This window comes from Ruegeria sp. (assembly GCF_965221235.1).
Lineage (GTDB): Bacteria > Pseudomonadota > Alphaproteobacteria > Rhodobacterales > Rhodobacteraceae > Ruegeria.
The window spans coordinates 2,934,784-2,953,890 of sequence record NZ_CBDCRS010000004.1; the positions used below are offsets into that span (position 1 = coordinate 2,934,784).

General features: G+C 58.9%; 20 protein-coding genes. 14 read left to right on the forward strand and 6 right to left on the reverse strand.

The annotated features are described in order from the left end of the window. Positions 1-50 precede the first annotated feature (50 nt). Genes ACOQOY_RS17950 through ccmI form a run of 3 tightly spaced genes read right to left on the reverse strand, consistent with a single transcriptional unit; the run spans position 51 to position 1,982 of the window. Positions 51-284 (reverse strand): DUF1289 domain-containing protein, encoded by a 234-nt coding sequence (locus ACOQOY_RS17950; protein ID WP_420586707.1) that lies wholly within the window; start codon positions 282-284, stop codon positions 51-53. Between the two features lie 16 nt (positions 285-300). Further along, a complete protein-coding gene (gene ruvX, locus ACOQOY_RS17955) occupies positions 301-765 on the reverse strand; it encodes a Holliday junction resolvase RuvX (protein WP_420586708.1) in 465 nt (154 codons plus the stop codon). After that, positions 762-1,982 (reverse strand): c-type cytochrome biogenesis protein CcmI, encoded by a 1,221-nt coding sequence (gene ccmI, locus ACOQOY_RS17960; protein WP_420586709.1) that lies wholly within the window; start codon positions 1,980-1,982, stop codon positions 762-764. Before ccmI ends, ruvX begins: the two co-directional genes overlap by 4 nt. Positions 1,983-2,177: 195 nt before the next feature. Here ccmI and ACOQOY_RS17965 point away from each other — a divergent pair, with 195 nt between their 5' ends. The 8 genes from ACOQOY_RS17965 (at position 2,178) to ACOQOY_RS18000 (ending at position 11,225) form a co-directional block, all read left to right on the forward strand. After that, positions 2,178-3,422 (forward strand): sarcosine oxidase subunit beta family protein, encoded by a 1,245-nt coding sequence (locus ACOQOY_RS17965; RefSeq protein WP_420586710.1) that lies wholly within the window; start codon positions 2,178-2,180, stop codon positions 3,420-3,422. Between the two features lie 76 nt (positions 3,423-3,498). After that, positions 3,499-3,831: a sarcosine oxidase subunit delta gene (locus tag ACOQOY_RS17970; protein WP_420586711.1), complete on the forward strand. Its 333-nt coding sequence runs from the start codon at positions 3,499-3,501 to the stop codon at positions 3,829-3,831. A gap of 64 nt (positions 3,832-3,895) precedes the next feature. Further along, the gene (locus ACOQOY_RS17975) at positions 3,896-6,910 is read left to right on the forward strand and encodes a sarcosine oxidase subunit alpha family protein (protein ID WP_420586712.1); all 3,015 of its coding nucleotides are present in this window, start codon (positions 3,896-3,898) and stop codon (positions 6,908-6,910) included. Further along, on the forward strand, positions 6,903-7,469 hold the full coding sequence (locus ACOQOY_RS17980) for a sarcosine oxidase subunit gamma (RefSeq protein WP_420586713.1): 567 nt from the start codon (positions 6,903-6,905) through the stop codon (positions 7,467-7,469). The genes ACOQOY_RS17975 and ACOQOY_RS17980 overlap by 8 nt, the downstream gene beginning before the upstream one ends. A 231-nt stretch (positions 7,470-7,700) precedes the next feature. Further along, a complete protein-coding gene (locus ACOQOY_RS17985) occupies positions 7,701-8,177 on the forward strand; it encodes a hypothetical protein (RefSeq protein ID WP_420586714.1) in 477 nt (158 codons plus the stop codon). Positions 8,178-8,407: 230 nt separating this feature from the next. Continuing rightward, entirely contained in the window at positions 8,408-9,916 is a 1,509-nt protein-coding gene (gene istA / locus ACOQOY_RS17990) for an IS21 family transposase (RefSeq protein ID WP_420583780.1), read from the forward strand. Further along, positions 9,913-10,716 (forward strand): IS21-like element helper ATPase IstB, encoded by an 804-nt coding sequence (istB, locus tag ACOQOY_RS17995; RefSeq protein WP_420583779.1) that lies wholly within the window; start codon positions 9,913-9,915, stop codon positions 10,714-10,716. Before istA ends, istB begins: the two co-directional genes overlap by 4 nt. A 104-nt stretch (positions 10,717-10,820) precedes the next feature. Beyond that, positions 10,821-11,225, forward strand: a complete 405-nt coding sequence (locus ACOQOY_RS18000) for a hypothetical protein (RefSeq protein WP_420586715.1) — start codon at positions 10,821-10,823, stop codon at positions 11,223-11,225. 55 nt (positions 11,226-11,280) lie between these two features. On the opposite strand, the gene ACOQOY_RS18005 is transcribed toward ACOQOY_RS18000, so the two are convergent. Continuing rightward, the gene (locus ACOQOY_RS18005) at positions 11,281-11,676 is read right to left on the reverse strand and encodes a hypothetical protein (protein ID WP_420586716.1); all 396 of its coding nucleotides are present in this window, start codon (positions 11,674-11,676) and stop codon (positions 11,281-11,283) included. A gap of 97 nt (positions 11,677-11,773) precedes the next feature. After that, the gene (locus tag ACOQOY_RS18010) at positions 11,774-12,535 is read right to left on the reverse strand and encodes an FkbM family methyltransferase (RefSeq protein ID WP_420586717.1); all 762 of its coding nucleotides are present in this window, start codon (positions 12,533-12,535) and stop codon (positions 11,774-11,776) included. A 102-nt stretch (positions 12,536-12,637) separates the two neighbouring features. Between ACOQOY_RS18010 and ACOQOY_RS18015 the strand changes: the two genes are divergently transcribed. The 3 genes from ACOQOY_RS18015 (at position 12,638) to ACOQOY_RS18025 (ending at position 14,787) form a co-directional block, all read left to right on the forward strand. Further along, positions 12,638-13,237 carry a superoxide dismutase gene (locus ACOQOY_RS18015; protein ID WP_113789565.1) on the forward strand — a complete coding sequence of 200 codons (600 nt, stop codon included), beginning with the start codon at positions 12,638-12,640 and terminating at the stop codon, positions 13,235-13,237. A 3-nt stretch (positions 13,238-13,240) separates the two neighbouring features. Then, a complete protein-coding gene (locus ACOQOY_RS18020) occupies positions 13,241-14,119 on the forward strand; it encodes a metallophosphoesterase (RefSeq protein WP_420586718.1) in 879 nt (292 codons plus the stop codon). Positions 14,120-14,325: 206 nt separating this feature from the next. Continuing rightward, positions 14,326-14,787, forward strand: a complete 462-nt coding sequence (locus ACOQOY_RS18025) for a host attachment family protein (protein ID WP_420586719.1) — start codon at positions 14,326-14,328, stop codon at positions 14,785-14,787. A gap of 14 nt (positions 14,788-14,801) precedes the next feature. Here ACOQOY_RS18025 and ACOQOY_RS18030 read toward each other — a convergent pair whose 3' ends face one another. Further along, positions 14,802-15,353 carry a TIGR00730 family Rossman fold protein gene (locus ACOQOY_RS18030; protein WP_420586720.1) on the reverse strand — a complete coding sequence of 184 codons (552 nt, stop codon included), beginning with the start codon at positions 15,351-15,353 and terminating at the stop codon, positions 14,802-14,804. A 126-nt stretch (positions 15,354-15,479) separates the two neighbouring features. On the opposite strand from ACOQOY_RS18030, the gene ACOQOY_RS18035 reads away from it, so the two are divergent. From ACOQOY_RS18035 to ACOQOY_RS18045, 3 genes are all read left to right on the forward strand, one after another. Next, on the forward strand, positions 15,480-16,748 hold the full coding sequence (locus ACOQOY_RS18035) for a LysM peptidoglycan-binding domain-containing protein (protein WP_420586721.1): 1,269 nt from the start codon (positions 15,480-15,482) through the stop codon (positions 16,746-16,748). A gap of 78 nt (positions 16,749-16,826) precedes the next feature. Beyond that, the gene (locus ACOQOY_RS18040) at positions 16,827-18,632 is read left to right on the forward strand and encodes an ABCB family ABC transporter ATP-binding protein/permease (protein WP_420586722.1); all 1,806 of its coding nucleotides are present in this window, start codon (positions 16,827-16,829) and stop codon (positions 18,630-18,632) included. A gap of 39 nt (positions 18,633-18,671) precedes the next feature. Then, positions 18,672-19,076, forward strand: coding sequence for a DUF2147 domain-containing protein (locus ACOQOY_RS18045; RefSeq protein WP_420586723.1), 405 nt, complete (start codon positions 18,672-18,674; stop codon positions 19,074-19,076). Positions 19,077-19,107 lie beyond the last annotated feature (31 nt).

A 19,107-nucleotide genomic window follows, 5' to 3' on the forward strand; every position in this document is an offset into this window, starting at 1 on the left:
TTCGAACCGGCCAGCAGCGGCGCAGGCTTCGCCTTCTCTGGGAATTTGGTTTACGACTTGTTCAGGCGCGCAGAACGACCGCCCCGTCGCTTGGCCAGTTGCGGCTTGCGCGAGGGCAGGGCATCCATGATTTCGGCGCGTTCGGTGCTGTCCATTTTGGACCAGCGCGAAATCTCGTCGATCGTACGGTAGCAGCCGGTGCAGATACGTTCGGTCGGATGTACAACGCAGATCTGGATACACGGGCTTTCGACCTCGTTCCTTTTCCACACCATATTTGTCATCGACGTACTCCGTCCGTTACAAAAAGCGCAGCCTGTCCAGCGCACCTTGTAAGATATAACCTGCCGCGACGTGGTCGATAACCTGTCCGCGACGTTTTCGTGTCGTATCCGCCTCAAGCAGTGCTTTTTCAGCCGCAACTGTGCTGAGGCGCTCGTCCCAAAACCCGATGGAAACCTCGGTCAGGCGCGACAAATTGCGGGCAAAGGCGCGGGTCGACTGGCACCGCGGCCCTTCGGTACCATCCATGTTTTTTGGCAGGCCCAGAATGATGCCACCGATCTCACGATCAGCGATGATCTCAAGCAGCCGGGCGGAATCCAGCGTGAATTTCTTGCGCCGTACGGTTTCCAGAGGGCTGGCAACGCCGCGCATCCGGTCCGACACGGCTACGCCAATAGTTTTTTCGCCAAGATCCAACCCCATAAGCGCGGTCATCGGCGACAAATTGGCCGAGAAATCTTCGAATGCGTCGTGGATCATTGCGCGATTCCTGCCTGCAAAGCGGCAGCGTCGATCATCTCGAGCGCCTCGGGGTCGTCGGCAAAGACCTCCATGGCTTCCTTCTTGATGTCGATGGCGCGTTGACCTTCACCCAGAACCCCCAGTGCCGCGATCAGGCGAGCCCAATCCTCGGGCGATCCGCCTTCGGTGGCCAGCCGGTTGGACAGTTGGTTAACCATGCCCCAGATCATCTCTTGCCGTTCTTCCGGGGTTAGCGCAGCGGCGGCTTCGATGTCGTCCTGGCTGGGACCAGAGGCAGGAGGGATGTTCGGCGCATTAAACACACCTGCGCGGAAAGCCAGTTCATCCAGCTGCGCCCGGATGGCATCGCCCCATGGCGCACCAGCAGGCGCATTCCGCAGCGACTCGACCCAGATGCGATAGGCAATATCCGGGCGTCCGACCTGAGCCATCATTTGTCCCAGATAATACTGCGCCGGACCATGGCGCGGATCGCGCCGCAAAGCCTGCCTCAGCGCCTCTTCGGCCTCAGGCGAGACGTAGCCACCTACAGAAAGGATCATCATCTCGGCCAGATGAGAATAAGCGTCCGCCGGTGCGGCATCACCGGACAGCTCGATCACCCTCTGCTGGGCCTTGTAGGCGGCGGGAAAATTGCCCGCGTTTGCCTCATGCTGGGCCAAAAGCATGTGGCCTTGCAGATCGTCGGGCCGCGCTGCAACTGTTTTACGCAACTGGTTCAGAAGATTAGCATAACTCTCATCCAGTTCCGGCAGTTGCGCGGGTGGGGCGGCCGCTTCGGCCTCGGCCTGGCTGGGGCGTTCCGCGCGCAGGGCTTCGGCCTGTTCCAGCCTCTGTTGCAGGGGTTGATCCGGCAACCCGGCCGCACCCATCTGGCGGTACATTCCCACAGCACCACCGACCACGATCAGTGCGATGGCAGCAAACGCTGTGAACGTCGCCCAGCGGGGCGGTCCGGCCTGTTCCGTCGCGGCCTGCATCTGCGCATCAGCTGCCAGAATTCGGCGGGATATCTCAGTACGCACCCGCTCTGCGTCGGATTCACCGATCACACCGCGGGCCAGATCCCGGTCCACGCCAGCCAATTGCTCGCGGTACACGCGCAGGTCATAGGCCGCCGCAGGCTCGCGCATTTTGCGACCGCGCAACAGGGAATAGCCCAGAAACACCGCAATCAGCAGCGCGCTTAGTAGAGTGACGACCAGGAACGACATGGTTTCTCCGATATGGCTGCCCTGACTTAGACCTCTCGACGCGCCGAAAAAAGGGGCAAATGGACGCGAGACGACGACGTGTCGCAATAATCGGGCGGATGTCGCAATAGTTCTATATTGTGGCGTAGTCCGGCAGGGGTAAACTGTTCACACACGGCATACCTGCGCCAATCACCGAACCGGATGGATTCGCTCATGAAACATTACTCAGCCTTTGCTGTCGCGCGGGAGGCCCTGCGCTATCACACCGGATGGGAGCGCGCGTGGCGCTCGCCCGAACCCAAGAAGAAATACGACGTCATCATCGTTGGTGCAGGCGGGCATGGTCTGGCAACGGCGTATTACCTTGGTAAGAACTACGGCATCCAGAATGTCGCCGTGATCGAAAAAGGCTGGCTGGGCGGCGGCAATACGGGGCGGAACACGACCATCATCCGGTCGAACTATCTGCAAGACCCGTCGGCCGCGATCTACGAAAAGGCGCGGGGGCTTTACGAAGACCTGAGCCAGGAGCTGAACTATAACGTCATGTTCAGCCCGCGCGGCGTGATGATGCTGGCGCAGACCCAGCACGAAATTCGCGGCTACCAACGCACGGCACACGCCAACGCACTGCAAGGTGTGAAGACCGAGTGGATCACCCCCGAGCGTGTCAAAGAGCTGGTGCCGATCATCAACATCGACGGCCCGCGTTATCCGGTTCTGGGCGCGCTGTGGCAAGAACGCGGCGGCACTGCTCGTCACGATGCTGTGGCGTGGGGCTATGCTCGGGCCTGTTCTGCGATGGGTATGGACATCATCCAGCAATGCGAAGTGAAAGGCGTCCGGTCCGAGAATGGCCGCGTTGTTGGCGTCGACACCACCAAGGGTGCCATCGACTGTGAAAAGCTGGGCATCGTTGTTGCTGGGCATTCCGGTCAGTTGGCCGAGATGGCGGGCTTCCGTCTGCCGCTTGAGGCGATTGCCCTTCAGGCGCTGGTGTCCGAGCCCATCAAACCTTGCATGGATGTGGTTGTGATGGCCAACACCGTACACGGCTATATGTCTCAGTCCGACAAGGGCGAGATGGTGATCGGCGGCGGTACAGACGGGTTCAACAACTACACCCAGCGGGGCTCGTTCCATCATATCGAAGAAACCGTCCGCGCGCTGGTCGAGACCTTCCCGATGATCTCACGCCTCAAGATGCTGCGCCAGTGGGGCGGGATCGTGGATATGACCGGTGACCGGTCTCCGATCCTGTCGTCAACGCCTCTGGGCAACTGCTTTATCAACTGTGGTTGGGGCACGGGTGGCTTCAAGGCGATCCCGGGTTCGGGCTGGGGTATGGCGCAGCTGATGGCCACTGGCCATTCGTCGCTGACCGAGGCCTTCTCGCTGGACCGCTTCAAAGAGGGCCGCTTCATCGACGAAAGCGTCGCCGCCGGGGTGGCACACTAAGGGCGCTACCCAAGGTTGCCAGCTAACAGAATTCAGGGCGGCCCCTGTGCCGACCAACCGCCAAAAGGATGACCATATGCTGATCCTGACATGCCCATATTGCGGCGTAGCCGCCGAAGAAACCGAACTGACGGCCGGTGGAGAAGCGCATCTGAAGCGCTTTGGCCCAGGATCGTCGGATGACGAGTTCCATGACTACCTGTTCATGCGTGAAAACCCCAAGGGCGTTCATTTTGAGCGCTGGCGCCACAGCAACGGCTGCGGCAAGTGGTTCCATGCCGCGCGCTGCACGCAGACGCTCGAAGTGTTTGGGACCTATTCGGCCCAAACCACCGAGCCGCCGCAAGAGATCAAGGACGCCATCACCGCCAAGCGCCCGGGATGGGCGTGGAGAGAGTTCTCCGTATGATCCGTCTTTTCCAAAATACTCCCGCCGGGGGCTCTGACGCCTCCACCTGCGAAAGGTCCGCACCATGAGCACCCGTCTCGCAAAGCAAGGCCGGCTGATTGACCGGTCGAAACAGGTCACCTTTACCTTCAACGGCACTTCCATGCAGGGCTATGAGGGCGACACGCTCGCCTCAGCGCTGCTGGCCAATGATCAGATGATGGTGGGCCGGTCGTTCAAATACCACCGTCCCCGCGGCGTTGTCGCCAGCGGCGCGGAAGAGCCGAACGCGCTGGTCGGGTTGGGGCAGGGCAATCGGTTCGAGCCGAACCAACGCGCCACTACAACCGAACTGTTCAACGGCCTGACCTCAATCTCGCAGAACCATTGGCCAAACTTGGAATTCGACATCGGGGCCGTGAACACAGCGCTGGCGCGGTTCCTGCCCGCCGGGTTCTACTATAAGACATTCATCCATCCGAAACCGTTCTGGAAACACGTCTACGAGCCGTTCATCCGTCAGTCTGCCGGTCTGGGCAAAGCGCCCGACAAGGACAGCCGGGATGCGGACACCTATGAGCACTTCTATGCCTTCACCGATGTACTGGTGATCGGCGGCGGTGTGGCGGGCCTTCAGGCGGCCAAAGCGGCGGCGCAGTCCGGTGCAAAGGTTATGCTGATCGAGCAGACGGCCCATTGGGGCGGCCGCGCGCCGGTCGATGGTGGAACCATCAACGACGAGCCTGTGGATAAGTTCGTGGAACAAACTGTTTCTGAATTCGAAACAATGAGCAACGTTACCATGCGCTCGCGATGCATGGGTGCGGGTGTCTACGACCATGGTTACGTGCTGGGTTATGAGCGTCTGACCGATCACAAACCGGGAACCCAAGGCCCGCGCCATCGCCTGTGGCGCATCCGTGCCAAGCAGGTCGTTACCGCGACCGGAGCCATCGAGCGCCCGCTGTCTTTTGCTGGCAACGATGTGCCCGGCGTGATGCTGGCCTCTGCCATGCGCGACTATGTGGTGAACTGGGGCGTGACGCCCGGTGAGCGCGTGATTGTTGCCACCAATAACGACGACGCCTACCGCACTGCCATCATCCTGAAACAGGCTGGTGTTGACGTTCTGCGCATCGTCGACGCGCGCCCCGCCGCCGGACGTCTGGCCGACGAAGCACGTGAGCTGGGCATCCGCGTCGATCCCGGCAAAGCCGTCGCCAAGGTCAAAGGCGGCAAGCGTGTAAAGATGGTCGCGATCTGCAACCAAGAGGGGATCGGCGGCGCGCGCGAAGAGGTCGAGTGCGATGCGGTCGCCATGTCGGGCGGCTGGTCTCCGGTCGTTCACATGTGGTCCCATTGCGGCGGCAAGCTGATCTGGGATGAGGCCAACGCTCATTTCCGCCCCGATCCCGCACGCCCGCCACTGGGAGCGGATGGCGAAGGGTTCGTTCTGGCCGCTGGCAGCTCGAACGGTCCGCTGGCTTTGGGAGAGGTTCTGACCGACGCCGATGCTGCGGGCAAAGCGGCAGCGAAAGCAGCGGGTCACAAGCCCAAGCGCACGAAGGCTCCGGTTGGCGAAACCACCGCTGAGGCAGCGATGGCTCCGGTCTGGCTGATGCCTGCCAATGCCGAGATCGACCTGCGCATGAAGTCCTGGCTGGACTTCCAGAACGACGTTAAAGTCTCGGACGTTCAACTGGCCGCGCGCGAAGGCTATGAAAGCGTCGAACACACCAAGCGGTACACCACGCTGGGCATGGCGACGGATCAGGGTAAATTGAGCAATATCAACGGACTCGCGATCCTTGCTGATGCACTGGATGCGGAAATTCCCAAGGTCGGGACAACGACGTTCCGCCCGCCCTATACGCCGATCTCTCTGGCGTCGATTGGCGGTGAAGCACGTGGTGAGGTGTTCCAGCCGATCCGCCAGACCCCGATGCACAACTGGCACGACAAGAACGGTGCCGATTGGGAGCCGGTCGGTCATTGGCGTCGGACCTATGCCTATGTCCGTCCCGGCGAATCCGTGCATGACGCGGTGAATCGCGAAGTGAAGAATACCCGCGAGAACCTCGGCCTGCTGGATGCTTCGACGCTCGGCAAGCTGATCGTCAAAGGCCCCGATGCGGGCAAGTTCCTCGACATGATGTACACCAACATGATGTCGACGCTGAAGGTCGGTAAGTGCCGCTATGGCCTGATGTGCTCGGAAAATGGCTTCCTGATCGACGACGGCGTTGTCGCCCGGATCGACGAGGACACGTGGCTGTGCCACACAACCACCGGCGGAGCCGAGCGTATCCATGGTCACATGGAAGAATGGCTGCAGACCGAGTGGTGGGACTGGAAAGTTTATGTCGCCAACGTGACCGAGCAATACGCTCAGGTCGCCGTGGTCGGCCCTAACGCCCGCAAGGTCTTGGAGAAGCTGGGCGGCATGGACGTCAGCAAAGACGCCCTGCCGTTCATGGAGTGGCGCGATGGCAAGATCGGTGAGTTTGACTGCCGTGCCTACCGCATCTCGTTCTCGGGTGAGCTGTCCTATGAGATCGCCGTTCCTGCCAGCCAAGGGCAGGCGTTCTGGGATGCCCTGATCGAGGCAGGCCAAGAGTTCGGCGTAATGCCATATGGTACCGAATGTCTGCACATCCTGCGGGCAGAGAAGGGCTTTATCATGATCGGGGACGAGACCGATGGCACCGTGATCCCGCAGGATCTGGGGCTGCACTGGGCGATCTCGAAAAAGAAAGAGGACTTCCTGGGTAAACGGGCGCAAACGCGCAGCCATATGACCGATCCGGACCGCTGGAAGCTGGTCGGTTTGGAGACTGTGGATGGTTCTGTCATCCCTGACGGCGCTTACGCAGTCGGCGAGGGCGTCAACGCCAACGGTCAGCGCAACATGATCGGGCGTGTGACCTCGACCTATTACTCGGCCAACCTGGGCAAAGGCATCGCCATGGGGCTGATCAAGCACGGCCCGGATCGGATGGGTGAGATTGTCGAGTTCCCGGGCACTGACGGTAAAACCTACAAAGCCAAGGTCGTGGACCCGATCTTCTATGACAAAGACGGGGAGAAGCAGAATGTCTGAGCCCATCAGCGCACTGAACCACGCCAGCTTTGACGGCATTTCCAAGATCGAGGAATGCGGCTTGCAAGGTATGATAACCCTGCGCGGCGACCTCTCGGACAAGGTACTTGCCAAAGCGGTCAAGGACGCCACCGGTCAAAAGGTTCCCGGCCAGCGCGAGGTGTTTGTCAACGGCGACACCGGCGTCTGCTGGATGTCCACGGACGAGTTGCTTGTGCTTGTTCCTTACGCCGAGGTTGAGGCCAAACTGGCCGCAATGACCAACGCGCTCAGCGGAACGCATGCGTTAGCGGTCAACGTCTCGGACGCCCGCGCGGTGTTCCGCATCTCTGGCACCAGCGCACGCGAAGTGTTGGGCAAGCTGGCGCCGGTCGATCTGTCATCCGATGCCTTCCAACCCGGCCAGATCCGCCGGTCGCGGCTGGCGCAGGTGGCCGGCGCGTTTTGGATGGACGATGCAGAAACCTTCCGTGTGGTTTGCTTCCGCTCGACCGCGGATTACGTGTTCAAACTGCTCAAGGTTGCGGCGCAACCCGGTAGCGAGGTTGGGGTCTATTAACTTCAACTGACTTTTGAGAAGACCGCCCGCGCGATCGGGCGGTTTTTTTTGTGCCACGACAGCACCACTTTGAGAAAAATTCTGCGAACTCTCCAGATACGCCAGAGCTGTATTGTGCAGCTGCACACTTTTAGTAAGAGTGAATATGGTAAGTCTCTCGTATTACATGTAGTGGGGACATGGCCTGAGCAATAAATGTCGAGCAGAAATAGCAGGAGAACCCCAAAACAAATGACGTTATCCAAAACGTTGGCAGTTTGCCTTGCGTTTCTGTCTGTTGCGCCCCTATCGGCAGGTGCACAGACGTATAAGGAAAGCTTTGAATGTGAGTTTGGACGCGGCCTCGCTAATCGCCCGACGCCTGAGCGTGTGGTGTTTTCTCTGGGCACCAGGGGGCGGACGGCCGAGCTGCATGAGGTCAATATCCCAGAAATCGTAACGCCGACGAGCACGGCCAGAGTGCGCAAAAACAGCTTTCTAGTCCTGTCCATCGTTTGGTCAGGCGAAACGTACACTTATGCCAATAGTAGGAAAAACGTGACCACAAACGAAGGTCATGCCTATGCCGTTGATTTGAGAAGGCAAGAATTCTCTTTGTTCCTAGATAGAAGAACGATGAAAGCAATTGCACGCTCGCGCTCCTCAGACATCAGACCCAGAGAGGGCAACGCCACAGGCGGCTGCGTCGTTGTCGATTCACCAAACTAAAATTTATCGGAGTAGTAGAAGAATATGAAAACATCTGTAGCTGATGAGCGACAACCAAGTTGACCGGCACCGACAGCCAAGTTGGCCGGTGGCTTGAACCGGAATGAGGGCGGAGCCCGATTGGAGGTTTGAGCCACCGGATCGGCCCTTTTGGGAGGGGTACGGGGTAGGTGCTGGCCGCTGTGGCCCGGTAGGTTGGAGACCTCTGAACGTGAATACGGAGGTTCCGAATGCCGGGGAAACCCGTCACCGACCAGCAAATGAGATTGTACATGTCCGACCGACCCTTTCATAACCAACGTGTTGCCGCAGCCCGTGCCGGTTTCAGCGAACGCACCGGGCGCAGGATTGAAGCAAACCCGGTACTGCCTTCGCAGCGCAAACCAGTCCGTGGTCGCACCGTCCCTGATCCTTTGGAGGCTGTGTGGCAGCCTATCCTGATCCCGCTCCTCGAACGGGATTCTTCCGTGCAAGCTGTGACGTTGCTCCGTCATTTGCAGATGCTGGATCCTGACGGCTTCCCCGATGATCGGGTCCGGCGGACGCTGGAACGACGGGTTCGGGAGTGGCGCGCCCTGCATGGCCCCGAGCGCGACGTGATCTTTCGCCAGTCCCCGGAGCCAGGGCGTATGGGACTGTCGGACTTCACCGATGCGACTGAACTCGGCGTGACAATCGCCGGTCATTTGCTGCTTCATCGGCTTTTCCACTTTGTTCTCGCCTACAGCGGCTGGGAGCATGCCGCGCCGGTTCTGGGCGGGGAGAGTTTCACGGCACTGGCTGAAAACCTTCAGAATGCGCTCTGGACACTTGGGGGCGTGCCGCAGGAGAGCAGAACCGACAGCCTGTCGGCCGCGTATCGCAATCTCGACAAGGATGCGACCAGGGATGTCACCGAACGTTATGAGGCGTTCTGTCGGCACTATGGGATGGTCGCGAGCCGCAATAATCCCGGCGAAGCCCATGAGAATGGCGCGATCGAAGCACACAACAATCATCTCAAGGTGGCTTTGGATCAGGCTCTGATCCTGCGGGGATCGCGGGACTTTCCCGACATCGATGCCTGGCGCCGGTTTGTCGACGAAGTTGTCGCCCGCCGCAACCGCCGCCGTGAGGACAAGATAAAAGTCGAGTTGCAACACCTCAAGCCGCTGCCCACGCAGCGCACCACCGACTTCACCGAACTTGTCGTGCGTGTTGTCAGGACCGGAGGTTTCCTGGTCCACAGCGTGTTCTATTCCGTGCCCTCGCAGTTCATCGGCCAGCGCTTGCGCGTTCACGTCTATGACGACCGGATCGAAGCCTATCTCGGGGCCACGCATGTGGTCTCCCATCCCCGCATGCGCGGGCGCAAGGACGGTAAACGTATCCATAGCATCAATTACCGGCATGTCATCCATGCCCTGCGTCGCAAGCCTCAGGCTTTGGCAAATTCCGTCTATCGCGACAATCTCTTCCCCAGGTCCGAATACGCTGAGGCCTGGAACCGCCTCTCCGAGGTTTTGCCCCGCAAAGAGGCTTGCAAACGCATGGTCGATCTGCTCTGGCTGGCCCATAGCGAGAACTGCGAGGCAGACCTGGCCGCGCTGATCGCCGGGGACTTTGCAAATGGCGCATTGCCAGATGCCAAAACCCTGCGGAAACAACTCCTTGGGTCACGCACGGAATTGCCGGAAGACCGAAAGGTCAGACTGACGGATCTGTCCAGCTTCGATCGCTTGCTGGAGGTGCGCACATGACACAGGTGTCCAAACCACAAACTGTCGATGTGCACGCCTTGCCCGCCCTGTTCACCGCTTTGCGTCTGCCCAGCTTCCAGCACCACTGGGAGCGCTTCGCGCAACAGGCCGATACCGAGAACTGGCCTGCAGCCAGGTTGCTGGCCACTCTAGCCGAGATCGAATTGGCTGAGCGCGAGGAACGCCGCATTCGACGCCACCTGGGCCAATCGGGCCTGCCCGGCGGAAAAACCCTGGCCACATTCGAGTTCAAAGCCGTACCTGAGCTGTCACAAGCCCGGATCGAGGCGCTCGCAGCAGGCGACTGGGTTGAAACCGGCGCCAATCTGATCGCCATCGGAAACTCCGGCGCGGGCAAGACGCATATTCTTTGCGCCATAGGACATGCTCTGATCGAAGCCGGGAATCGCGTCCTCTACACGCGAACAACCGATCTGGTACAGAAACTTCAGGCTGCCCGGCGAGATCTCGTGTTGGAAACTGCACTGGCCAAACTCGACAAATTCGATCTCGTCATTCTGGACGACATCACATATGCCCAGAAAGACCACGCCGAAAGCTCTGTTCTCTTCGAACTTATCGCACGGCGCTATGAAAACCGAAGCCTTGCGATCGCTGCCAACCAGCCATTCAGTGCATGGGGCAAAATCTTCCCCGACCAAGCTGTTACCGTCGCAGCCATCGACAGGTTGGTTCATCACGCCACGATCCTCGAGATGAACTTCGAAAGCTACAGGCGACGCTCAGCTGAAAATCAACGTCGGCCAAAACAAAAATCCACCGGAAAAGCCAAAACCTGAAGGAGAAGCAAACCAGACCATAAACACGTCATGAACTGCGGCTAAAACCGGACAACGAGGTTGTCGCTACCGGACAAAATGGTTGACGGCGTACAGTAGCCGCATTGGCTTTCGCTATCGCCGCCGGAACTGCCCAAGCTGAAATCCTCACCTATGACTGCACCCTTCATCGTCTGGAGCAGGGGTGGATTTCCGAGAAAGTCATCCTGAGCATTGATGCGGAAAATGCGCGTGCGCGCGCCTATGATACCTATATTCACCATCTCGATGGTGAGCCCAAGGATGTCAGGTTTAAGACGACCCGCAAGGGCACCTACAAAATGATGTGGAAGATGAAAGTTCCTGCCAGCGATGGTGAGCTTGTCTATGTGAACTACACTGCCACGCTGAACCCGGAAGAACAGCGTCTGGACCTGATTGCGAGGTTCCCGCAGATCAACGTGACCAATAGGCCGTCGGGCTATGGTGGGTGTTCCGTCTCGTCAGGTGAGTCGCTGTACGACTCGTGATAACTCTTCTTTTGAGAACAGAAGAATAAAAGCCCCGGCAAATCCGGGGCTTTTCTTATTTAACAACCGCGCAAGTGCCCACGCCATAGGGTTTGTTTGTGTAGTTTGCATGCGCCCAAGACATGCGCACTTTTACCGTCTCTTGTTGTGGGTTCAGGTTGGCCTGGTACTTCACCCGTTGCTGCGTGCCATCGGAGAGCGGCGCGGTGATGTTCCAAAAAACGCGGTATCCTTTTGCACCGCGATCTTTCAGTTGCGCATTTGTCCAGTCATGGTTGTTGCTGGCAGCCATTGCCGCTCCTGAGGCTGCATCAATCCGAAAAGCATATTCTTGCGCAATCCAGCCCAAACTATCCTGTTTAGTCATCTTGCAACGGTATGTAACGTTTTCTGCGATTGCCGCCTGAACTGCCAGAAAACTTGCGGCGGCCACCATAAAATAGAGCTTCATTTATCCATCCGACTATTTGTACGCAGGAAAATTCAGCAGTTATTTCTGCTATTTGCAAATCACATTCAGCTTTTTCGGGAAAAAATGTCTGGAAACTCTACTCTCTGAACAAAAGGGTATGATACCGTGTCAGGTCCATGGAATTCGCGATGTCTTCGATGGTGAGTTGCTGCCCATCTGCATCGCGAACCCGTGGATAGAAGGACAAGCTTTTCAGCAACGCAATCGTTTGCTCATGCCTTGTCTCCTCTGCCAGCAAAGGCGAATGAAGCGACAAATACAGTGCGGGACGGACCCTTTGAAGCCAAGGCAGGAGGCTGGGCAACACAAAGAACTCGGCCCCCTCGATATCCATTTTGACCAGTGAGACCCCGGACAGGTCATTGGCGCCCTCGAACTGGTCCCATGCAATGGTCAGTGCGTCGGTGCCGTGCGCCGCGTCGTGCAGCAGGGAGCTGGTGGAGTCGCCGGGCTCTCCCCGGACCGAGGCCATGCGGGCCACCCCGAATTGATCTGACAATGCCACCCCGAAGGCCGAGACGTTGGAAATGCCGTTCAGGTCCAGATTCCATGCCAGATGCCGGAACGCGGTTGGGTCAGGTTCAAAACACCACACCTGCCGCGCGCGGCGGGCACCGTAAAGGACGGTCGGACCGATCCACGCGCCGATATCCAGATAGTCACTGTTAGGCGACAGGTATTCATCTAGAACCGCAAAGGTATCAGGCTCCCACGCACCGGCGGATGCTCTGCGCCAGAACTTTGAATGATAGGGGTCCAGACGAAACGGCTCTCCGTTCAGGTTGCCTGCATAGTAGCCGCGGGCGCGGTAAAACATCTTGCGCGCCTGTGTCAGCATCGCGGACCTCCGGGTTTTCTTGTCGCGGCCCTTGACCTGCGGCGCTTGCCAAAGCATTTAACCTTGGGAAACCGCAACATTCATTTTCAACAGGGGGCCGAGATGGCTTTTGAACTTCCTGATCTTCCTTATGCACATGACGCGCTGGCAGCCAAGGGTATGTCCGCGGAAACGCTGGAATATCACCACGACCTGCACCACAAGGCCTATGTCGACAACGGCAACAAGCTGATCGCCGGCACTGAGTGGGACGGCAAGTCGCTGGAAGAGATCATCGTCGGCACTTACGACGCAAATGCGGTCGCGCAGAACGGTATCTTCAACAACATCAGCCAGCTGTGGAACCACAACCAGTTCTGGGAAATGATGGGCCCCGGCGGCAACGCCATGCCCGGTGAGCTGGAGAAGGCGCTGACCGAAAGCTTCGGCTCGGTTGACGAGTTCAAATCGCAGTTCAGCGCTGCTGGCGCTGGCCAGTTCGGCTCGGGCTGGGCATGGCTGGTCAAGAACGCAGACGGCTCGCTGGCCGTGACCAAGACCGAAAACGGCGTGAACCCGCTGTGCTTTGGTCAGACCGCGCTGCTGGGCTGTGACGTGTGGGAGCATTCCTACTACATCGACTTCCGCAACAAACGCCCGGCTTACCTGTCGAACTTCCTCGACAATCTGGTGAACTGGGAAAACGTTGCATCGCGGATGTAATCTTTGACCCGCAGAGGGTTCATAAAAGGCCTGCTGGCGACTACGCTGGCAGGCCTGTTTGTTGCAGCCTACGGGTTCTTTATCGAGCCCTCGCTGCGGCTGCGCGTGCGCAAATGGCGTGTCCGGCGCGATGACTGGACTGCCAAGCCGTTACGGATCGCAGTTTTGGCCGATTTGCACGCGGGTGAGCCCTATGTCGGTCTGGATCGGATCAGGCAGGTGGTGCGCCGCACAAATGCGCTGAATCCAGACCTGATCTTGCTGCTGGGCGACTATGTCGGACATCACAAGGTCATCACAGATCAGATCGAAGCCGAGGATCTGGCCCCGGTTCTGGCTGAGCTTAAAGCACGCAATGGTGTCTATGCGGTTCTTGGCAACCACGATTGGTGGGACGACGACGCAGCCCAACGGCGTGGTGCAGGGCCGAACAAACATGCCGAGGCGTTTCAACAGCACGGCATTAAAGTACTGTCCAACGAGGCCGTGCGTCTGGATGATGCAGGTATCTGGCTGGCCGGGCTTGAGGATCAGCTTGCCTTCAGGCGCGGCGGCAAGGTCATCGGTCTTGACGACCTGCCCGGAACACTTGCACAGATCACCGATGATGCGCCCGTTGTGATGATGGCGCATGAGCCTGATATCTTCCCAAAAATACCCGACGGCGTGGCTCTGACTTTGTCAGGGCATACACATGGCGGGCAGGTGCGTCTGTTCGGGTGGTCGCCCGTGGTGCCGTCGAAATTCGGCAACCGCTATGCCTATGGTCACGTGCGCGAGGGCAACCGTGATTTGGTAGTCTCTGGCGGTATCGGATGCTCGATCCTACCGGTACGTTTTGGCGTGACACCCGAGATCACCGTGGTTGAGATGTCCGCCTGACAGGTGGAAACCTGCCTATTAAAAAAGTTTCACACTGAGACGTCTTTGCGGGCCGCACCTCAATGCCTACCTTAGTGGGGCGGAGGGAGAGAACCGCACACCATATGAAACACAGTCAGGCAACGCGCCGGTTTTCATCGGTCGCGCAACGGTACCCCTTTGCCTGACGCATGAGGGATGGCCGCGTAAGCCATAACAAGGAGAGCATGATGGTCGCACTTGAACAGGGAACATGGGTTGTAATTGCAGACGGGGAAAAGGCGTTATTCGTTGAGAATATCACCGATGCCGAAGACCCCAATCTGGTTGTTGTCTCGGTCGAAGAACAGGACGCACCCTCGGGGCCGAACGACCGGGCCGGGCGCAGGTTCGACGGTGGACCAAATCAGAAATCCGCAATCGAAGAACCGAACTGGAAATCCCATGCGAAAGCCCTGTTTGTGCAGGATTTGGCTAATCTGCTGAACCGCAAAGGATTGAAAGGGGCGTTCAACCGTCTGGTGCTGGTCGCCAGCCCGCATGTGCTGGGCCTGCTGCGCCGTCGCTTGCACAGTGAAGTTCTGGCCAAAGTGGTGGCCGAGGTCGACAAGACCCTGACCAACCATCCGATACACAAGGTCGAAAAATTGCTGACCAACCGATTCAAGCCGGCACCTCAGGCCGTTTGAACCGGGCAGGGCAGTTAGGTCAGGAGCCCCCGCAGCGTGGACATAGCTGATGCCGGGTCATCAACCCAAGTGATGTAATCCGCCAGCGACCCATCCGCGAACCCCTGACCGATGACGCGCTGCACCAACGTGTGCAGCGCGTCCCAGTAACCATCTACATTCATCACCAGAATAGGTTTGTCGTGCAGGCCAAGTTGCCGCCATGTCAGGGCCTCGAACAGCTCATCCAGTGAACCCGGACCGCCGGGCAGGACCACTACGGCGTCCGCATTCATGATCATGACCTTTTTACGCTCGTGCATCGTCTCGGTGACGACAAAGCGGGTCAGGTCGGTTTTGCCGACTTCGCGCTTTAGCAGGTGTACGGGGATCACGCCGAACGTGTCCCCTCCGGCGGTTTGAGCCGCGCGGGCAACTTCGCCCATCAGGCCTACATCTCCGGCACCGTAAACCAGACGCCAGCCTTCCTTTGCCAGCAAGGTTCCGAAGGTGCTTGCGGCCTCGGCATAGGCGGAATTGGTGCCATTGCGTGACCCGCAATACACACAGACAGATTTCTGAGTCATCCGAGAGCTTCTCCGGGGTTGTGCCTGGGGTTTTGACCCCTGATAGCGGTATTGATAGATTGGCTCAACCGTCAGGCAGAATGTGTGAAAGACAAGGCACTTGGCCTGCGGAGTGAAAGGAAAAGAATGAACGCCGAGTCGGGAAGCGGAAGCTCCGGTACTTTCATCTGGGGGGTGATCGCCGGTATCGCAGTTTTGGCCGGAGCAGGTGGACTATACCTGACCGGCATCATCGGGGGTGAACCGGAAGACTCCGCGCCGCAGGCGGAGGTCGCTGTTCAGGAGCCAGCCGAGACGGAAGAGCAGCCTTTGGCCGAAGAAACTGTGACCGCATCGCAGGAGGAAACGCCTGATGTCCCAGTCGCCACTGAGACCGAAGAGGCTGAGGTCGTTTCCGCGCCACCAACGCTGGACCAGATTTTTGTCGAACCTGATGGCAATGCCCTGCTGTCCGGCAACGCCGAGCCGGGTTCCGAGGTGCATGTATTGCTGGACGGCGAGAAGGTTCACAGTTTCACCGTTGATCCCAGCGGTCAGTTTGCTGAATTCCTGTCGATCCCGTTTTCCGATGCGGCGCGTGGCCTGACACTTGAGGCGCAGGGCGACCAGCCGGTGCGCTCGGATGACTACGTGATCGCGGCTTTGCCCGCACCAGTTGCCGAAGAACCGGCGGAACCTGCTGTGGAAACGGCGCAAGCAGAATTGCCAGAGCCCCAGCAGCCGGCTGAAACAGCCGATACCGCTGAACCTGACACGACCGAAACCGCCGACGTGCCAGCGGCCTCTGAAGAAGAGCCTGAGCAGGTTGCGGAAACCTCAACCGACGAAGCGCAGGACCAGCAGGTTGCCATTTTGCGCTCAGGCGAAGATGGAGTTGAGCTTGTGAACCCTCCCGCAGTGGAATCTGAGGCGCCCGAACAGGTTGCTCTGGATACCATCGGCTATTCGGATACCGGTGACGTTGAGTTGACGGGCCGCGTGCCGGACGGTTCGGTTGTGCGGTTGTATCTGGACAACCAGCTGGTGGATGATCTGTCCCCCACCGAAGAGGGTAAGTGGCGCAGCGAGCTGGACGATATTGAACCCGGTATTTACACCCTGCGCGTTGACGAGGTCGACACCGACGGCACCGTGGTCAGCCGCCTTGAAACCCCTTTCAAGCGCGAACCGCTTGAGGTTCTGCGCGCCGCCGATCCAACCAATGAACCCGACGCCGAGGCGGAAACCCCCGCGATCCGATCTGTGACCGTGCAGGAGGGCGACACCCTCTGGGCCATTTCCCGCGAACGGTTCGGCGACGGTATCCTTTATGTCAGGCTGTTCGAAGCCAACCGGGATTCGATCCGCGACCCGGATTTGATCTATCCGGGGCAAATCTTCACGATCCCCGAATAAACTATTGCCTTTGGCCCTTTCCGGGGCCGGGCTTATCTCAGACCGCAGTTTAGGTACGTGATGAGACGGACAGCCCCGATGACTTCTGACGACATGCCCCAATCCGACGAACGCCGCTCAGGCTGGCGTACCATCCGCAAGGTCATGCCCTATCTTTGGCCCGAGGATGAGCCTTGGGTCAAACGCAGGGTCGTGATCGCGATGGGGATGCTGGTGCTGGCCAAGCTGATCGCGGTTTACACGCCGATCCTCTACAAAGGTGCCGTGGACGCGCTGGCGGGTGAAGGCGTGCCGCCGTTGGCGCTGGGTGCGGTCGGTTTGACCGTCGCCTATGGCGTCGCGCGAATGATGACCGTGGGATTTCAACAGCTACGCGATGCAGCTTTTGCGCCGGTCGGGCAGCGGGCCTTGCGGGCGCTGGCATTGGAGACCTTTCAGCACATTCACCAACTGTCGATGCGCTATCACGTGACACGCCGCACCGGGGGTCTTAGCCGGATCATTGAACGCGGTGTGAAAGGCGTGGATTTCCTGCTGCGTTTTCTGTTGTTCTCGATCGGGCCGCTGATCCTGGAATTGTTGCTGGTCGCGATCATCCTGATGTGGCTGTTCGACGTGTGGTATCTGGTCGTCGTGGCGGTGACCATCGCGCTGTATATCTGGTTCACATTTGCCGTGACCGAGTGGCGCGTGAAGCTGCGGCGCGAGATGAATGATCAGGATACCGAGGCGAACCAACGCGCCATCGACAGCCTGCTCAACTTCGAAACCGTCAAGTATTTCAACGCGGAACAGCGCGAAGCTGAACGGTACGATGTGTCGATGAAGGCCTATGCAGGGGCAGCTTTGAAGACCGCGTATTCGCTTGCTTTCCTGAATTTTGGCCAGTCTTTCCTGATCACCTGCGGACTGATCGGGGTGATGGTTCTGGCGGCCATCGGGGTGCAGAACGGCTCGTTGACCGTTGGGGATTTCGTCATGGTCAACGCTTACATGATCCAGATCACCGTGCCGCTGAACTTTCTGGGCACGGTGTACCGCGAAATCCGTCAGTCGCTGGTGGATATGGGGCAGATGTTTGACCTGTTGGAGCAACCCTCCGAGGTCAAAGACAAGCCCGGCGCGCCTGCGCTTGTGGTCAACGGGGGTGAGGTCACGCTGGACAATGTGCGCTTTGGCTACGATGCAGATCGGGAAATCCTCAAGGGTGTGTCGCTGACCGTTCCGGCAGGGCAGACCGTGGCGATTGTTGGGGCCACGGGGTCGGGCAAGTCCACCATTGGGCGGCTGCTGTTCCGGTTCTATGACGTGACCGGCGGGGCGCTGAAGATCGACGGGCAGGATGTGCGCGACGTGACCTTGACCAGCCTGCACGCCGCCATCGGTGTGGTGCCGCAGGATACGGTGCTGTTTAACGATACTATTCGCTACAACATTGCCTACGGCCGCGACGGTGCTACGCAGGAAGAGGTCGAGGCCGCCGCCAAGGCCGCCCAGATCCACGATTTCATAGTCACCCTGCCCGAAGGGTATGACACCAAGGTGGGCGAACGCGGGTTGAAATTGTCCGGTGGTGAGAAACAGCGGGTGGGCATTGCGCGGACACTTTTGAAGAACCCTCCGATCCTGTTGCTGGATGAGGCGACCTCGGCGCTGGATACTGATACAGAGCAGGACATCAAGGACGCTCTGGCCCACGCTGGGGAAGGGCGCACTGTTCTGACCATCGCGCACCGGCTCAGCACAATTGCTGAGGCAGATCGCATTGTGGTGCTGGAGCAGGGCGAGATTCTGGAATACGGCACCCACGATGAGTTGCTGCTGCGCGAAGGCCGATACGCGCAATTGTGGAGCCGCCAGCAAGCAGACGCGCAGGTGGCCTGATCCTGTGGTATACTGCCTGCGCTTTGCAGGAGAAATTTGATGCCCGGATTGAAGACTAGAACCGCTTTTGCCATTGCAGCCGTCCTTATGCTGCCGGGTGTTGCCGCGGCTGATCCGATCGTCGGTGTCTGGAAGACAGAACCCGACCGGAAGAACCTGATCTCGCACATCAAGATCTCTGCGTGTGGTGACAAGTTTTGTGGTGAGATTGAATCGGCCTATGACCAATCCGGCAAGCAGGTGCAGACCCCGAATATCGGAAAGAAACTGTTCTGGGATGTGGCCAGCGAAGGTGGCGGAAAATATGGCGGTGGGGATTTCTGGATACCCATGGTCAATGTGGATGTGGTGCCTCAGATGACGCTGAGCGGGAATTCCCTGACCGTCCGCGGATGCGAGCATGTTGTGTGCGGGCATCAGAAGTGGACCCGTTTGTCCGACTGAATCGTTACCAGTTATCCAAATGAAAATGGCG

What these genes read in the sequence shown, in the direction of transcription:
- ACOQOY_RS17980 (WP_420586713.1), top strand. Translation starts at nt 6,903, where the DNA reads ATGTCTGAGCCCATCAGCGCACTGAACCACGCCAGCTTTGACGGCATT.
- istA (WP_420583780.1), top strand. Translation starts at nt 8,408, where the DNA reads ATGCCGGGGAAACCCGTCACCGACCAGCAAATGAGATTGTACATGTCC.
- ACOQOY_RS18025 (WP_420586719.1), top strand. Translation starts at nt 14,326, where the DNA reads ATGATGGTCGCACTTGAACAGGGAACATGGGTTGTAATTGCAGACGGG.
- ccmI (WP_420586709.1), bottom strand. Translation starts at nt 1,982, where the DNA reads ATGTCGTTCCTGGTCGTCACTCTACTAAGCGCGCTGCTGATTGCGGTG.
- ACOQOY_RS17985 (WP_420586714.1), top strand. Translation starts at nt 7,701, where the DNA reads ATGACGTTATCCAAAACGTTGGCAGTTTGCCTTGCGTTTCTGTCTGTT.
- ACOQOY_RS18030 (WP_420586720.1), bottom strand. Translation starts at nt 15,353, where the DNA reads ATGACTCAGAAATCTGTCTGTGTGTATTGCGGGTCACGCAATGGCACC.
- ACOQOY_RS17975 (WP_420586712.1), top strand. Translation starts at nt 3,896, where the DNA reads ATGAGCACCCGTCTCGCAAAGCAAGGCCGGCTGATTGACCGGTCGAAA.
- ACOQOY_RS18045 (WP_420586723.1), top strand. Translation starts at nt 18,672, where the DNA reads ATGCCCGGATTGAAGACTAGAACCGCTTTTGCCATTGCAGCCGTCCTT.
- ACOQOY_RS17950 (WP_420586707.1), bottom strand. Translation starts at nt 284, where the DNA reads ATGACAAATATGGTGTGGAAAAGGAACGAGGTCGAAAGCCCGTGTATC.
- ACOQOY_RS18005 (WP_420586716.1), bottom strand. Translation starts at nt 11,676, where the DNA reads ATGAAGCTCTATTTTATGGTGGCCGCCGCAAGTTTTCTGGCAGTTCAG.
- ACOQOY_RS18040 (WP_420586722.1), top strand. Translation starts at nt 16,827, where the DNA reads ATGACTTCTGACGACATGCCCCAATCCGACGAACGCCGCTCAGGCTGG.
- ACOQOY_RS18010 (WP_420586717.1), bottom strand. Translation starts at nt 12,535, where the DNA reads ATGCTGACACAGGCGCGCAAGATGTTTTACCGCGCCCGCGGCTACTAT.
- ACOQOY_RS17970 (WP_420586711.1), top strand. Translation starts at nt 3,499, where the DNA reads ATGCTGATCCTGACATGCCCATATTGCGGCGTAGCCGCCGAAGAAACC.
- ACOQOY_RS18035 (WP_420586721.1), top strand. Translation starts at nt 15,480, where the DNA reads ATGAACGCCGAGTCGGGAAGCGGAAGCTCCGGTACTTTCATCTGGGGG.
- ruvX (WP_420586708.1), bottom strand. Translation starts at nt 765, where the DNA reads ATGATCCACGACGCATTCGAAGATTTCTCGGCCAATTTGTCGCCGATG.
- ACOQOY_RS18015 (WP_113789565.1), top strand. Translation starts at nt 12,638, where the DNA reads ATGGCTTTTGAACTTCCTGATCTTCCTTATGCACATGACGCGCTGGCA.
- istB (WP_420583779.1), top strand. Translation starts at nt 9,913, where the DNA reads ATGACACAGGTGTCCAAACCACAAACTGTCGATGTGCACGCCTTGCCC.
- ACOQOY_RS17965 (WP_420586710.1), top strand. Translation starts at nt 2,178, where the DNA reads ATGAAACATTACTCAGCCTTTGCTGTCGCGCGGGAGGCCCTGCGCTAT.